Genomic DNA, 13,059 nt, shown 5'->3' with positions numbered 1-13,059 from the left:
AGATGTGTATAAGAGAAAGATACAACCCCTCCCGCCGATCCCGATGCAAATCATTGCGCGCACTAATCCGCTTATTCCGCGCCTCACCAAGATTGAGCGTCGCCAACAAAATCTGCTCCCCCCCCTGCTCTGCCGGCCCCGCCAGCGGATAACCATCCGCATCAACAATCACCGAACCCTGCACCCAACCAACCCCTCGTTCATGCCCATGCCGATCACACGCGGCAATAAACATCCGGTTCACCGACGCATTAGCCTGAACCCGCACCACTTCCGCCGGACGTTCGTTCGGCGGCCTGGGTCCATCCGGCCAGTTAACCGGCGCACAAAGCAAATCCGCACCAGTCAGTGCCGGAAGTCGCACCCACTCCGGAAATTCCAGGTCGTAGCAAATCAACATCCCGATTCGCCCATGCACCGTTTCAACCACCGGCGGCGGCGCGTCACCGGCGCTGAAGATTTCACTCTCCGCATCCCAAAGGTGCGCTTTGCGATATACGGCGCGCAAACCTTGGGCATCGATCATCGCCGCGCTGTTAGCCAACTCGTCGCCGTCCAGTCGTTCGCAAAAACCGCCGACCACGACGATGTTCAATTCGCGGGCGAGTGCCGCCCACAGGCGCAAGGTCGGTCCTTCGGTCGTTTCTGCCAAGGACAATGCTTCGTTGCGGTCGTTGAACACGTAGCCGCTCTGCACCAGCTCGGGAAGCACCACAATCTGTGCCCCTTGATGGGCCGCCGAACGAATGGCGCGTTCGGTCAGCGTGCGGTTGAACGCAAGGTCGCCGATTTTCGGTGCCACTTGGCAGCAGGCGACCACGGTGTTTTTGGCCGTGTTCAACGCACCTCCTCCACAGTCGGTTTGGTCATGGCAAGGATGTCGCTCTCGGTAATCGAGTCGATGATCCGGCGTTCGGATGCGAGGTCGAGCGAGCGGCTGAGGAGGTAGTACGTCAGGCCCGAGACCACCAATCCCACCAGCCAGGCGATGTCCACGCCTTCGAGCATGCGTGCCAGCGGACCGACGAATACCTCTTTGTTGGCGGCGGCATCAAAGATATAGAAGAACGGCACCATCGCGGCAAAGCCGATCAGGTACGAGACGATGCCGCGAAATTGCCAGGCGCCGTAGATGCCGTTTGGCGTGAAGAAGTGCGGGATCGCGTAGCGGCCTTTGCGCACAAAAAAGTAGTCCACCAGATTGACGGCGGTCCAGGGCACGAGGAAGTACAGGAGCAATACGAGGAAGGTGTTCAACAGCGCGATGCCGTCACCTTTGATCGACAGCACGCAGGTCAACAGAATCACGCTGATCGCGGTGATGGACATCACTCGGGCGCGTGGTGTCGGGGTAATTTTTTTGATCGAGTCCACGCCGGTCAGCAGCGTCAGCATGGCGCTGTAGGTGTTGAGCGCGATGATCGGCAGGAAGCCCGCCACCGAGACGATCACCAACAAGTTGCCCAGCCCCGGAATCATCGAAGACCCGACCTGGTTCAACGCCACCAGCGCATCCACCGCTTTCAACTGCTGCGCCAGCCACGCACCGAGGCCGATCATCCAGCCGCCGGACAGCGAGGCGCCGATGAACACGGCGGCGATCAGTTTTGGCCGGCTGGTGTTTTTCGGCAGGTAACGGGAATAGTCGGACACATAAGGCGCATAGGAAATGTTGTAGCTGGCGCCGATGGCAAACAAGGTGGCGAACGCAACCCAGCTGAAGCCCAGGTCCGTCGCCGGGGCAACGCCCTCTTGGCCGGCGCCGAACATCAAGGCGATCGTGACCAGCGCATACAGCGGCAACGTGGCCAACAACGCCCATTTGAAGGCTTTGTGCATCAGGTCGTGGCCGTAGATCGACAGCAGCGCACCGATCAGTACCACCGCCACCGCGACAATGGTCGGGTCGATACCGAACACATGTTCGAGGCCGTTCATGATCAGCGAGATGTTCACCACGTTGAAGCCGACGAACACAAACATCGTCGCCATCAAGGCCAGGATCACCCCGCGATAACCGAACTGGGCGCGGGACTGGATCATTTGCGGCAGGCCCATCTCCGGACCTTGCGAACCGTGGAAGGCCATGAAAATGGTGCCGAACATAATGCCCAGCGCACCGGCCAGCATCGTCCACAGCGCCGACAAGCCGAGGCTCGGGCCGACAAAGCCGATAGAGATGGTGAAGAAATGGAAGTTGCCCAGAAACCAGAAAGGTCCCTGGCTGCTGAGTTTGGCGTGACGTTCGTTTTCTGGAATGTAATCGATCGAGTGGCCTTCGATGGCCAACCCGCTGCTCGCTTCGAGGGCGTGCGCAGACTGTGGGGACCCTGACATACGAATATTCCTATGCTGGTAATTGTTGTTTTTATGGGCAAAGCGCCGGTTTCATTGCAATGTAGGGCGTTGATCAGGGCTGTAAAATATCGCAGGCGCACTGTTTACATAGATCCGCGTCTATGTGGCGAACATCGGAGGCACATATGCTGGGCACTGTATCGGAGCTGGATCTGCGTTTGATCCGGATCTTTCTGACCGTCGTTGAGGCGGGCGGCATCTCGGCCGCGCAGACCGCGCTCAATACCACTCAACCCACCATCAGCGCGCAATTGGCGACGCTGGAAGCGCGGGTGGGATTTCGCTTGTGCGAGCGTGGGCGCGGCGGGTTTTCGGTGACGCCCAAGGGTGGCCAGTTTGTCGATGCGGCGCGTCGGTTACTGGCGGCGGCCGAAGGCTTTCGGGTTGAAGTGCAGCACATCAATCGCAAGGTGTCGGGCAATATCAACATCGGCTTGCTCGGTCAAATCGATCCGTCCGCCAACAAGAACATCGCCCTGGCCATTGCCCGATTGCGCTCACGACATGAGGGGTTGTACTTCCACTTCACCGAACTGTCGTCTTCGTTGCTGGAAGAAAAAATCATCAACGGCCACATCGATCTGGCCATCGGTTACTTCTGGCACCGCTTGCCCAACATCGATTACTACCCCTTGTTCCAGGAAACCCAAATCGCCTACTGTGCCCCTGCCCACCCGCTGTTCGATCACGTGGGTGCGCTGAGCCGCGATGACGTGCGCGATTACGACTGGGTCTGGCCCAGCCACCCCTTGCCGGAAATGCCCGCGCCCACTTCCATCGAGCGCTTGACGGTGCTCACCGACAGCATGGACGGCGCCGCCCTGCTGATACTGTCAGGGCAGCATTTGGGCTTTCTGCCACAGCACTACGCGGCCAAACATGAACAGCTGGGGCAGTTGCATCCGCTGAATCCTGAGCAACTGCGCTATGAAGTCGGCTTTCATGCGGCCGTTCGACATTCGGCGCGGCAACGCGAGGTGGTGAGTGCGTTTCTGGCGGAGCTGATTGAGATTTTTGCAGCAGGGTGAGTTCACTATCAGCCGGATTGCAGCTTCGAGGCTGACAGTGGTTTCAGATGCGGATTTCAGCTGTAGGCAAGATGTCGATTCGGGTCACCGAGCCGTGAATCAGGGGACGAAAATAGATCAGCCCCCTTTCAGACACTCAATGTTCTTCAAGCACCCCGAAGCGTAGGTCGTTGGCCACGTAATCCGGATGGAAGACATCCTGATCAAGCTGGAACAGCTCATTGTGCTGCTGCAGACGCTCGTTCTCGTTGAATGGGCCGTCGGGGCTCACGCCTGTTAGCTCGGCGAGCAGTTCGCCAATCAGTTTTTCTACGCTCATATTGTTGTTCTCTTTACGACAGAAGGTCTATGCGGTCGAGCCGCCGAATTGCGGGGCTTGCGGCGCAGTTCGTGAGGAGAATTTAATAGGCGGGGGCGTTATCAATTTTTCAATCGACGACAGCGCTTTATCATTTCATGACAAATTGTGTCCGTTGATCCGGCAGTGGTTTCAGATGCGGATTTTCCCCGCAGGCATGACGTCGATCCGCGCCACTGAACCGGTCAAGCGCGCGAGATCCTTGTTGTGCTCGGCGATGATGTCCTCGGCGAGGTTGCCGTTGTCGACAGTGGAATGTGCGTCCGACGCCAGCACCACGTCATACCCCAGTTTCAGAGCCTGTCGCACGGTCGCATTAATGCAGTAGTCGGTTTGCAAACCACAGATGATCAGGCGCTCGATTTCTTCTCTCTGCAGCAGCTTTTGCAGTTTGGTCTGGTAGAACGAATCCGGTGTGGTTTTGCGTACGCGAATATCCTCGGGGGCGTTCTCCAGCCCTTCGGCCAGTTGCCAGCCGGCGGTGTCGTACACCAGAGGACCGTCCGCTTCTTCGTGCTGGATGAACACGACCGGCACCCCGGCAATCCGGGCCCGGATGCTCAAGTGATTGATGTTCTCGATGACGCGGTTGATCTCAAAGCACTCGTACTCGCCAGAGCACAGCGCCTGCTGGACGTCGATGATTAACAGTGCAGTGGCCATGATTCGCTCCTTGAACAATCAGTGAATCAGGGGACGAAAACAGCTCCGTCCCCCTTTCAAACTCAACCGTTAGTAGCCGAGCGACAGCCCGGTGTTGCGACGAGGGTCGTTGTGGTCATGAAACCGCCGCCCCCCAGGTTGCCCGCTGCGGGGTACACCACCGCCAGCGCGTAACCCACCGCAACGGCGGCATCGACGGCATTGCCGCCCTTCTTGAGCACATCGCCCCCCACTTGGGAGGCCAGATGCTGGGCCGTAACCACCATGCCGTTTTCGGCCGCGACAGGGGCAACGGAGGCCGCGTGGGCGGTCAGGCAGCTGAGTGTCAATGAAGTCGCGATGAGCGATTTGGCAAAAAGTTCGTACTTCATGAGTCGGTCTCTTTTTTGTTTTCAAACTCTGTAAAAAACCGAGTGAGCGGTGCTAAAGCACAGGCAAGTATGGTCGGAATTGCGTATTGCGCCTCCCCGTCGAGTCAGTATGCTGAGCCTCTGTTCAGACCTTCCGCGGAGACCGCTAGCATGACCTACACCTTCACCACCCTGGCGTCTCCGGTCGGCGAACTGAAGCTAGTGGCGAAAGATGCAAGACTGGCAGCCATCCTCTGGGAAAACGACAAACCGAACCGGGTGCGGCTTGGCCCGATGCTCGAAGCCCCGGACAATCCGATCCTGGTGCGGGCCGTTCAGCAATTGCAGGAATACTTTGCCGGCACGCGAAATCGCTTCGAGCTGGAACTGGATTTTGCCGGGACGGACTTTCAGAAGACGGTTTGGCAGGCCCTGCTGACGATCCCGTTCGGAGAGACACGCAGCTATAGCCAGATTGCCGAGCAGATCGGCAATCCGAGCGCGGTTCGGGCGGTGGGCGCGGCGAATGGCAAGAACCCGATCTCGATTGTTGCACCCTGCCATCGGGTGATCGGTGCCTCGGGCAAGCTCACCGGATTTGCCGGCGGGCTTGAGGCGAAGGAGCGGTTACTGACGCTTGAAGGGTGCGAGTGGTCCGGCGCCAGCAGGATGGATGATCTGTTTTGAATGGGCTCAAGGCGCCGAGAAGATGTCCTTCATCGCCGCATATTGCAGGAGCATGATGGTCTTGGCGTCGCAGATCTCGCCGCGGTAAAACGCTTCAAGTGCCTCGTCGAATGCCCACTCCAGCACTTCCAGTTCTTCGGTCTCTTCTTCCAGCCCACCGCCCTCGCTGACTTTCAATCCAGCGTCATATTCGGCGATGAAGAAGTGCAGCTTTTCGGTGACCGAGCCGGGGCTCATGTACGACTCGAAAACCTTCTGCACATGGTGCACGCGGTAACCGGTTTCTTCCTCGGCTTCGGCGCGGATGCGTTCTTCGGGATCGGCCCCCTCAAGCAATCCGGCCGCCACTTCGATCAACAAACCATCGTGACCATTGACGAACACCGGCAGCCGAAACTGGCGTGTCAGCACGATGGTTCTCTTTTCGCGGTTGAACAACAGAATCGCCACGCCGTTGCCCCGGTCGTAGACCTCGCGGGTCTGGCGTTGCCAGTCGCCGTTGTTGCGCTGATAGTCGAAGGTGATTTTCTTCAGCAGGTACCAGTCGTGGGACAACACCTGGGATTCGATGATGTTGACCCGCTCGGCTGTGTTCGCCATGACACTCCATCCTTTTTTCGTCAGAGTTGCCCATGGTAGGCGAAAACGAAAAAGCCCGGCATCCCCGTAATGCAAACCTTGTAGCAGCTGGCGAAGCCTGTAGGAGCCGAGCTTGCTCGCGATAGCGGTGTATCAGGCAACACAGCTGGCGACTGACACTCCGTCATCGCGAGCAAGCTCGGCTCCTACAGGCTTCGTCAGCGGCTACAGGATTGTGTTGTTCCTCAGGCTCAGGAGAGCTGAGCCTTGTATTCCTTTTCATACTGGCCCGCGAGTGCCTCTTTCTGTTTGTCATTGAGCAGCTTGCCGGCCATCTGGAAGAATTTCTGCTCTTCCTCTTCCAAGTGGTGATGCACCTTGTCGGCGAGTTTTTTCGCGGTCGCCAGCCACGATGGGCTGGACATCTCGGTCTCGTCCAGGTCCTCCATCATTTCGTCCATTTCGTGGTGTTCAGCGATGGCGTGGCGGCACAGGTCGACGCCGTTGTCGAATTCCATCAACGGAATATAGAAATGGCGCTCCTCGGCGGTTTCATGGGCCTGAAGTTCGGACTTGAGCTGCTTGTAAGCCTCGACCCGTTCCGGGGTGTCACCACTGGTTTTGATCAGCGCATCGGCATAGCTGCGCTGACGCTCGTGGCTTTCACGCAAGGCTTCGAAAATATTCACGGGGTGTCCTCGTTGGCCGCGTTCTGAAATGACGCTGTTTAGGCTAGACATCCGCGCGACTGCGACGGTTCCACTGGTGTCGGGGGGATAGAACAATCGCCGCGAGCGCGATAGGCTCCAGACTCATTGCCATAAGGAAGTAGCTCATGACCCTGCGAATCGAACGCTCGCAAAACCCCACCGATGAAGAACGCGAGGCCATCCTCACGCCGCTGCGCGCCTATAACGCGGCTCAGGCTGGCCCGGCCAATGCGCAACCGCTCGCCTTGCTGGTGCGCGACGACAACGGCGAGATTCTCGGCGGGTTGTATGGCCGGTTTTTTTTCCAGTGGTTGTTCATCGAACTGCTGTCCGTGCCTGAACAGGCCCGGGGACAGGGCATGGGCTCGAAGTTGATGCAGATGGCCGAAGACCTGGCGCGGGAAAAGGAATGCGTGGGGATCTGGCTGGACACCTTCGACTTTCAGGCGCCGGAGTTTTACAAACGGCTCGGCTACAGCGAACTGGGCCAGATTGCCGACTACCCGCCGGGGCACAAGCGCTTCTTTTTCCAGAAACGCCTGACGAATAACGCATAGAACCCTGTAGGAGCGGGCTTGCCCGCGAAGGGGCCATCAGCTTCAACATAAACGTTGACTGACATACCGCTTTCGCGGGCAAGCCCGCTCCTACAAGGGTATGCGTCAGCCTTGGATCAGAGGCAGGTTGCCAACGCCGCCAAACGGCGCTTGGCGACGAAGTCGTCATGCTGAGCGTAATAATTCAACACGGTGCCGGAAGCGTCGGTGGTTACGTCCACAAAGGATTCCGCCGATCGCGTGTAGACCGTCGAACCGCCATTTTTACCGGGCTGCAAATAGGCGGCAGCATCCACACCGAACACCGCCTCGTCCTGCCAGGAAAACTGCACGCACTCAGCCACGATGGTATGTGGCTTGTTCGATTTCAGGGTTTTGTACGGGGTCTTGGTGCGAGCATCGTCCATCACCGAGCCCGCGCATCCCGCCAGCAACGTTACGGCCAGCGCCACCATCAGAATTCGCATTACGTTCGCTCATCAAGAAAAAGCGGACTGTATCACCGTGATGCAGCGTTTCGTTCTGCTTTACTTCATTTATACCGCGACACCGCGTAACGATTCGCGCACCCTGTCGCGCCATAAGCACCGTATCGCGCCTTTTTTCTGGAAGCCCCAATGACCCCCAACGCCGAATTCTACAAACCGACCCCTGAATACGCCGACAAACTGATCAGCCAGATCGGCCAGACACCGTCCTGGATTGCCAAGCGCATTGGCGTCACCGACAAGCGCATTCGCTACATCCTCGACGGCGAACGCACCGTCAAAGGCGAAACCACGCCGATCAAGATGACCTACACCGAGCAGTTCGCCCTCGAATGCCTGGCCGCAGCGGCCAAGGCCAGCAAGAAACAATCTTCGTAACCCGTTACCAAGGAGCGACCATGGCGGCAACCGAACAGCAACACGAGCAGGCGCTGAAAAAGTTTCTCGATGAGCGCCCCGAACTGCGCGATGAGCTCGACAACCTCAACCCGCTGCTGGCTCAGGCCAAGGGTGAAACCCCGGCGCAGTACCGCGACGAGCGACTGCACGAAGCCTTCGAAGCTGAAGCCGAACGCCTAGGGCTGTTCGCCTGGGAACTGACGCTGCGTCTGACGGCCGCCACACTTCAGGACTACGAGACCCAGCGCCGGGAGGTGCATATCGAAGTCGCAGAGATGGCCGGTATGGACTGGCTGGATTATTGCGAGTTATACGGGATAGATCCGTAACCACTGTTCAAGGATGCCCTCGTCGATGCTGCCATCCACCTCCTCAACCCACGCCAGCCCTGGCCACCTGCACACGCAAAAGTGGCGCGGGCGCATCGGCATGACGCTGGTGGCCATGCTCTCGGTACTCGCTGGCATGACCGACGCCATCGGCTTCATGGCCAGCGGCGATTTCGTCTCGTTCATGAGCGGCAACACCACCCGCCTCGCCGTCGCCATCAGCGTCGGCGATCTGGGGCTGACAGGGCGACTGCTGCTGCTCGTGGCCACTTTCATCGCGGGCAACGCCTTGGGCATTATCGTCAGCCGTCTCGGCAGGCGGCGGGCGCTGCCGTTGATGCTGAGCATCGCCGCACTGCTGTGCGCGGCCGCGACCTGGCCTTTTGACGAACAATTACCTGCGCTACTGGCAGCGATCATCGCCATGGGCATGCTCAATGCCGCCGTCGAGGAAGTGAACGGCCTGCCGGTCGGCCTGACCTATGTCACCGGCGCCCTCTCACGCTTCGGACGCGGACTGGGACGCTGGCTGCTCGGCGAGCGGCGCAATGGCTGGCGGGTGCAGCTGATCCCTTGGACCGGGATGTTCGCCGGGGCTGTCCTTGGGGCGGTGCTGGAACATCATTTGGGGCTTCAGGCGTTGTTTTCCAGCGGGTTGCTGGCGGGTGTGCTGGGGGTGGTTTCGTTGAAGATTCCGCGGCGGTGGCAGTTGGGGTATATGCCGCGCTGATTCATGTGTTGCCTGTTAGGCCGCCTTCGCTGGCAAGCCAGCTCCTACAAGGAATTTGTATCGCTCACAAAACCCCTGTAGGAGCTGGCTTGCCAGCGAAGGGGCCCGCCCAGACAACATCGATTTAGCCCCCCCGCCGATAAAGCTTTATCATGGCCACAGTTTTGCTGATCGAGTCTGTCATGAAGTTCGCCATCGCACTGTTTTCCGCCGCCCATGCGCCCTCCTCGCGCCGCGCCCTGTTGTTTGCCCAGGCTGCGCTGGCCGGTGGGCATGAGATTGTCCGGCTGTTTTTCTATCAGGATGGCGTCTACAACGCGTCCGCCAGTGTGGTCACGCCGCAGGATGAGCTGGACCTGCCCAAACAGTGGCGCGCGTTTGTCAGCGAGCATCAACTGGACGGCGTAGTGTGTATCGCCGCCGCCCTGCGTCGCGGTGTTTTGAACGAGGAAGAAGCCGGGCGTTATCAGCGTGACGCGGTTGCAGTCGGCGCGCCGTGGGAACTGTCCGGCCTCGGCCAGTTGCACGACGCGGTGCAGGACGCTGACCGCTTGATCTGTTTTGGGGGCGCGTAAGATGGCTAAATCCTTGCTGATTATCAGCCGTCAGGCGCCATGGTCCGGGCCGAATGCGCGCGAAGCGCTGGACATCGTACTGGCCGGCGGCGCCTTCGATTTGCCAATCGGCCTGCTGTTTCTCGATGACGGGGTGTTCCAGCTCGCCGCGAAACAGGACGCAAAAGCGCTGCAACAAAAAGACCTGAGCGCCAACCTGCAGGCCTTGCCGATGTTCGGTGTCGAGGAATTGTTCGTCTGTGGCGAGAGTGCCGCAGAACGTGGGCTGGACCCTTCCTGTTTGTCACTGGAAGAAGCCCAAGTGCTGACCGCCCACGACATCACCGCCCTTATTGACCGTTACGACCAGGTGATCACCCTCTGATGTCGACTTTGCATGTGTTGTCTCATTCCCCGTTCGGCGACGACCGCCTGAGCAGTTGCCTGCGTGTGATCGGCACCAACGATGCGCTGCTGCTGACCGGCGACGCGGTCTATGCCCTGCAGCCGGGTACCGCGCCTTTCAGCGCGCTGCATACTCGCGGCCTGCAACTATTTGTGCTGGCCGAAGACGTTCAAGCGCGGTCCATTGAAACGCCAGACTGGGCCAAGGCCATCGATTACCCGGCCTTCGTCGAGCTGTCGATTCACCATGACAAGGTCAACAGTTGGCTATGAATTCCCTGACAGTGGGCGCTCGCGCCGTCTTGTTGGACAAGGACGGTTTCCTCGTCGAATTGAGCGACTGGTCCTTAGAGGTCGCCAGTGCCCTGGCCGCTGCCGAAGACATCGAGTTGAGCCCTGAGCATTGGGAAATCCTCGAACTGCTGCGCGGTTTCTACGACGAATACCAGCTATCGCCGGCCACCCGCCCGTTGATCAAATACACCGCGTTGAAGCTCGGCCCGGAAAAAGGCAACAGCCTGCACCTGAACCGATTGTTCAAAGGCACCCCTGCCAAACTCGCCGCGAAACTGGCGGGCCTGCCCAAACCGACGAATTGCTTATGACCGACTTTCCAGCGCTGACCCTCGAAACACCCGCCGAGCACCCGTTCGCCCAGTTCGTGCGCATCCTTGGTAAAGGCAAACGTGGCGCCCGCGACCTGACCCGCGAAGAAGCCCGCGACGCCATGGGCATGGTGCTCGATGACAAAGTCGAAGACACCCAACTCGGCGCATTTCTGATGCTGCTACGGCACAAGGAAGAAAGCGCAGAGGAAATGGCCGGCTTCACCGAAGCCTTGCGTGAACGCTTGCAGGCTCCCGACTTAAATGTCGATCTGGACTGGCCGACGTATGCCGGCAAGAAGCGTCATCTGCCATGGTACCTGCTGGCAGCCAAGTGCCTGGCGCAGAATGGCGTACGCATTTTCATGCACGGCGCCGGCGCGCACACGGCCGGACGGCTGTACAGCGAACAACTGCTGGATGGACTGAACATCCCACTGTGCCGCAATTGGCAACAGGTGGGTGCGGCACTCGATAACGGCGGCCTGGCGTTCATGCCGCTGGTGGATTGGGCGCCGCAACTGCAGCGCATGATCGACCTGCGTAACACCTTGGGCCTGCGCTCGCCGATCCATTCCCTCACGCGCATCCTCAATCCGTTGGGGGCTCGTTGCGGCCTGCAAAGTATTTTCCACCCCGGTTACCAGGCGGTGCATCGCGATGCCAGCGGTTTGCTCGGCGACACCGCGATCGTGGTGAAAGGCGATGGCGGCGAAATCGAGATCAACCCGGACGCCGACAGTCACTTGTATGGCACCACGGGCGGTAAAAGCTGGGACGAAGAATGGCCGCAAATGTCGGCCCAGCGTCACGTCAAACCCGCCGCCCTTGACCCTGAGCATATGAACGCCGTCTGGCGCGGCGACGTGGTCGACAGCTACCCGCAAATGGCCCTGATTTCGACCATGGCCCTGGCCTTGCGTGGGCTCGGTCAGTCCCGTGATCAGGCGTTCGAAACAGCCCAGCAATACTGGGATGCTCGGGACAGATCGATTTAACCGATCATAACTGCCCAACCTTTGCGCTTTTTGTTCGAACTCATGGGCATAGACTCCTCTCCAACGATTTATGGTTTGAGGAGTCTTGAACATGGGTTTATTAGTCGAAGGCCGCTGGCATGACCAGTGGTACGAAAGCAGCAAGGACGGCGCGTTTCAGCGTGAGCAGGCACAGCGTCGCAACTGGGTAACTGCCGATGGCAAGCCGGGCCTGACGGGTGTCGGTGGCTTTGCTGCTGAAGCCGGCCGCTATCACCTCTACGTGTCCCTCGCCTGTCCGTGGGCCCACCGCACATTGATCCTGCGCAAACTCAAAGGTCTCGAAAGCCTGATCGACGTGTCGGTGGTCAGTTGGTTGATGCTGGAAAACGGCTGGACCTTCGACCAGAGCCTGGGCTCCACCGGCGACAAACTCGATCACCTCGACTTCATGCACCAGCGCTACACCGCCGATACCGCCAACTACACTGGCCGAGTGACCGTACCGGTGCTGTGGGACAAACAACAGAATCGCATCGTCAACAATGAATCGGCGGAGATCATCCGCATGTTCAACAGCGCATTCGACGACCTGACCGGCAATGACCTGGATTTCTATCCTGAGCCACTGCGCGGTGAGATCGATGCGTTGAACGAACGGATTTACCCAGCGGTCAACAACGGCGTTTATCGCGCCGGGTTTGCGACCTCGCAGCACGCTTATGAAGAAGCGTTTGATGGCTTGTTTGAAGAGCTGGATCGACTGGAGCTGCTGTTAAGCGCCAATCGTTACCTGACCGGTGAATACCTGACGGAAGCGGATATTCGTCTGTTCACCACGCTGATTCGCTTTGATGCCGTGTATCACGGGCACTTCAAGTGCAACCTGCGGCGGATTGCCGATTATCCGAATCTGTCGAACTGGTTGCGCGAGATTTATCAGTGGCCGGGGATTGCCGAGACGGTGAGTTTTGAGCACATCAAGAATCACTACTATGGCAGCCACAAGACCATCAACCCGACTGGGGTTGTGCCGAAAGGGCCGGCGCAGGATTTCACAGCACCGCATGATCGGGCGCGGTTGAGTGGGAAAGGGGTTTGGCACAAAGCCTGAGGTTTTTGGCGGATTTGAAGGACCCATCGCGAGCAGGCTCGCTCCTATGTATGGACTCGCCCCCACTGTCTACCTGCTTTTCAAACACTGCTACCCGGTTGCATCTATGTATAAGGCCTATTCGAGGAAGCCATCTTTGGCTTCTGGCCAACATTGGTTGAGCTCACG

General features: G+C 58.9%; 19 protein-coding genes and 1 pseudogene. 12 read left to right on the top strand and 8 right to left on the bottom strand.

Annotation, left to right across the window (positions count from 1 at the left end; genetic code table 11):
- Both KGB06_RS26535 and KGB06_RS26530 read right to left on the bottom strand, forming a co-directional pair.
- Positions 1-841: nitrilase family protein (locus KGB06_RS26535; RefSeq protein WP_223521105.1), on the bottom strand; the 841-nt coding region annotated here is incomplete at its 3' end.
- Positions 838-2,337 (bottom strand): purine-cytosine permease family protein, encoded by a 1,500-nt coding sequence (locus KGB06_RS26530; RefSeq protein WP_223521103.1) that lies wholly within the window; start codon positions 2,335-2,337, stop codon positions 838-840. The genes KGB06_RS26535 and KGB06_RS26530, both read right to left, overlap by 4 nt.
- Before the next feature lie 146 nt (positions 2,338-2,483).
- Between KGB06_RS26530 and KGB06_RS26525 the strand changes: the two genes are divergently transcribed.
- Positions 2,484-3,386: a LysR family transcriptional regulator gene (locus tag KGB06_RS26525; RefSeq protein WP_223521101.1), complete on the top strand. Its 903-nt coding sequence runs from the start codon at positions 2,484-2,486 to the stop codon at positions 3,384-3,386.
- Between the two features lie 136 nt (positions 3,387-3,522).
- Here KGB06_RS26525 and KGB06_RS26520 read toward each other — a convergent pair whose 3' ends face one another.
- From KGB06_RS26520 to KGB06_RS26510, 3 genes and pseudogenes are all read right to left on the bottom strand, one after another.
- On the bottom strand, positions 3,523-3,705 hold the full coding sequence (locus KGB06_RS26520; RefSeq protein WP_223521099.1) for a hypothetical protein: 183 nt from the start codon (positions 3,703-3,705) through the stop codon (positions 3,523-3,525).
- A gap of 171 nt (positions 3,706-3,876) precedes the next feature.
- Complete coding sequence (locus KGB06_RS26515; RefSeq protein ID WP_223521097.1) at positions 3,877-4,407, bottom strand: cysteine hydrolase family protein; 531 nt, start codon at positions 4,405-4,407, stop codon at positions 3,877-3,879.
- Between the two features lie 113 nt (positions 4,408-4,520).
- Positions 4,521-4,778, bottom strand: a pseudogene (locus tag KGB06_RS26510) (gamma-glutamyltransferase); the annotation flags it as partial.
- A 150-nt stretch (positions 4,779-4,928) separates the two neighbouring features.
- Between KGB06_RS26510 and KGB06_RS26505 the strand changes: the two are divergent.
- Entirely contained in the window at positions 4,929-5,444 is a 516-nt protein-coding gene (locus tag KGB06_RS26505) for a methylated-DNA--[protein]-cysteine S-methyltransferase (RefSeq protein WP_223521095.1), read from the top strand.
- Positions 5,445-5,450: 6 nt separating this feature from the next.
- On the opposite strand, the gene KGB06_RS26500 is transcribed toward KGB06_RS26505, so the two are convergent.
- Together KGB06_RS26500 and KGB06_RS26495 are read right to left on the bottom strand one after the other, a co-directional pair.
- Complete coding sequence (locus KGB06_RS26500) at positions 5,451-6,044, bottom strand: NUDIX domain-containing protein (RefSeq protein ID WP_223521093.1); 594 nt, start codon at positions 6,042-6,044, stop codon at positions 5,451-5,453.
- A gap of 230 nt (positions 6,045-6,274) precedes the next feature.
- Positions 6,275-6,712 carry a hemerythrin domain-containing protein gene (locus KGB06_RS26495; protein WP_223521092.1) on the bottom strand — a complete coding sequence of 146 codons (438 nt, stop codon included), beginning with the start codon at positions 6,710-6,712 and terminating at the stop codon, positions 6,275-6,277.
- 146 nt (positions 6,713-6,858) lie between these two features.
- Between KGB06_RS26495 and KGB06_RS26490 the strand changes: the two genes are divergently transcribed.
- Entirely contained in the window at positions 6,859-7,290 is a 432-nt protein-coding gene (locus tag KGB06_RS26490; protein ID WP_223521090.1) for a GNAT family N-acetyltransferase, read from the top strand.
- A gap of 116 nt (positions 7,291-7,406) precedes the next feature.
- Here the strand turns inward: KGB06_RS26490 and KGB06_RS26485 are convergent, their stop codons facing one another.
- Complete coding sequence (locus tag KGB06_RS26485) at positions 7,407-7,757, bottom strand: hypothetical protein (protein WP_223521088.1); 351 nt, start codon at positions 7,755-7,757, stop codon at positions 7,407-7,409.
- A gap of 150 nt (positions 7,758-7,907) precedes the next feature.
- Between KGB06_RS26485 and KGB06_RS26480 the strand changes: the two genes are divergently transcribed.
- The 9 genes from KGB06_RS26480 (at position 7,908) to KGB06_RS26440 (ending at position 12,891) form a co-directional block, all read left to right on the top strand.
- Positions 7,908-8,156 carry a hypothetical protein gene (locus tag KGB06_RS26480; protein ID WP_027925145.1) on the top strand — a complete coding sequence of 83 codons (249 nt, stop codon included), beginning with the start codon at positions 7,908-7,910 and terminating at the stop codon, positions 8,154-8,156.
- A gap of 20 nt (positions 8,157-8,176) precedes the next feature.
- A complete protein-coding gene (locus KGB06_RS26475) occupies positions 8,177-8,506 on the top strand; it encodes a DUF6388 family protein (RefSeq protein ID WP_223521086.1) in 330 nt (109 codons plus the stop codon).
- Between the two features lie 25 nt (positions 8,507-8,531).
- Positions 8,532-9,236 carry a YoaK family protein gene (locus KGB06_RS26470; RefSeq protein WP_223521084.1) on the top strand — a complete coding sequence of 235 codons (705 nt, stop codon included), beginning with the start codon at positions 8,532-8,534 and terminating at the stop codon, positions 9,234-9,236.
- Positions 9,237-9,418: 182 nt separating this feature from the next.
- Complete coding sequence (gene tusD, locus KGB06_RS26465; RefSeq protein WP_123432542.1) at positions 9,419-9,811, top strand: sulfurtransferase complex subunit TusD; 393 nt, start codon at positions 9,419-9,421, stop codon at positions 9,809-9,811.
- A gap of 1 nt (position 9,812) precedes the next feature.
- Positions 9,813-10,175 (top strand): sulfurtransferase complex subunit TusC, encoded by a 363-nt coding sequence (gene tusC, locus KGB06_RS26460; protein WP_223521082.1) that lies wholly within the window; start codon positions 9,813-9,815, stop codon positions 10,173-10,175.
- On the top strand, positions 10,175-10,468 hold the full coding sequence (tusB, locus tag KGB06_RS26455; protein ID WP_223521081.1) for a sulfurtransferase complex subunit TusB: 294 nt from the start codon (positions 10,175-10,177) through the stop codon (positions 10,466-10,468). The genes tusC and tusB overlap by 1 nt, the downstream gene beginning before the upstream one ends.
- Positions 10,465-10,800: a TusE/DsrC/DsvC family sulfur relay protein gene (locus KGB06_RS26450; RefSeq protein ID WP_223521079.1), complete on the top strand. Its 336-nt coding sequence runs from the start codon at positions 10,465-10,467 to the stop codon at positions 10,798-10,800. The genes tusB and KGB06_RS26450 overlap by 4 nt, the downstream gene beginning before the upstream one ends.
- Positions 10,797-11,798, top strand: coding sequence for a glycosyl transferase family protein (locus KGB06_RS26445; protein ID WP_223521077.1), 1,002 nt, complete (start codon positions 10,797-10,799; stop codon positions 11,796-11,798). The genes KGB06_RS26450 and KGB06_RS26445 overlap by 4 nt, the downstream gene beginning before the upstream one ends.
- Positions 11,799-11,889: 91 nt before the next feature.
- Complete coding sequence (locus tag KGB06_RS26440; RefSeq protein ID WP_223521075.1) at positions 11,890-12,891, top strand: glutathione S-transferase family protein; 1,002 nt, start codon at positions 11,890-11,892, stop codon at positions 12,889-12,891.
- Positions 12,892-13,059 lie beyond the last annotated feature (168 nt).

The organism is Pseudomonas sp. GL-B-19 (assembly GCF_019956415.1).
In the GTDB taxonomy this organism is placed as follows: domain Bacteria; phylum Pseudomonadota; class Gammaproteobacteria; order Pseudomonadales; family Pseudomonadaceae; genus Aquipseudomonas.
The sequence above is the reverse complement of the archived record's forward strand: the minus strand, read 5'-3'. Positions and strand labels throughout refer to the sequence as shown.

Coding starts and splice junctions, on each gene's coding strand:
- KGB06_RS26505 (WP_223521095.1), top strand. CDS start 4,929: ATGACCTACACCTTCACCACCCTGGCGTCTCCGGTCGGCGAACTGAAG.
- KGB06_RS26445 (WP_223521077.1), top strand. CDS start 10,797: ATGACCGACTTTCCAGCGCTGACCCTCGAAACACCCGCCGAGCACCCG.
- KGB06_RS26490 (WP_223521090.1), top strand. CDS start 6,859: ATGACCCTGCGAATCGAACGCTCGCAAAACCCCACCGATGAAGAACGC.
- KGB06_RS26530 (WP_223521103.1), bottom strand. CDS start 2,337: ATGTCAGGGTCCCCACAGTCTGCGCACGCCCTCGAAGCGAGCAGCGGG.
- tusB (WP_223521081.1), top strand. CDS start 10,175: ATGTCGACTTTGCATGTGTTGTCTCATTCCCCGTTCGGCGACGACCGC.
- KGB06_RS26475 (WP_223521086.1), top strand. CDS start 8,177: ATGGCGGCAACCGAACAGCAACACGAGCAGGCGCTGAAAAAGTTTCTC.
- KGB06_RS26525 (WP_223521101.1), top strand. CDS start 2,484: ATGCTGGGCACTGTATCGGAGCTGGATCTGCGTTTGATCCGGATCTTT.
- KGB06_RS26450 (WP_223521079.1), top strand. CDS start 10,465: ATGAATTCCCTGACAGTGGGCGCTCGCGCCGTCTTGTTGGACAAGGAC.
- KGB06_RS26500 (WP_223521093.1), bottom strand. CDS start 6,044: ATGGCGAACACAGCCGAGCGGGTCAACATCATCGAATCCCAGGTGTTG.
- KGB06_RS26520 (WP_223521099.1), bottom strand. CDS start 3,705: ATGAGCGTAGAAAAACTGATTGGCGAACTGCTCGCCGAGCTAACAGGC.
- KGB06_RS26440 (WP_223521075.1), top strand. CDS start 11,890: ATGGGTTTATTAGTCGAAGGCCGCTGGCATGACCAGTGGTACGAAAGC.
- tusC (WP_223521082.1), top strand. CDS start 9,813: ATGGCTAAATCCTTGCTGATTATCAGCCGTCAGGCGCCATGGTCCGGG.
- KGB06_RS26480 (WP_027925145.1), top strand. CDS start 7,908: ATGACCCCCAACGCCGAATTCTACAAACCGACCCCTGAATACGCCGAC.
- KGB06_RS26485 (WP_223521088.1), bottom strand. CDS start 7,757: ATGCGAATTCTGATGGTGGCGCTGGCCGTAACGTTGCTGGCGGGATGC.
- KGB06_RS26470 (WP_223521084.1), top strand. CDS start 8,532: ATGCTGCCATCCACCTCCTCAACCCACGCCAGCCCTGGCCACCTGCAC.
- KGB06_RS26515 (WP_223521097.1), bottom strand. CDS start 4,407: ATGGCCACTGCACTGTTAATCATCGACGTCCAGCAGGCGCTGTGCTCT.
- tusD (WP_123432542.1), top strand. CDS start 9,419: ATGAAGTTCGCCATCGCACTGTTTTCCGCCGCCCATGCGCCCTCCTCG.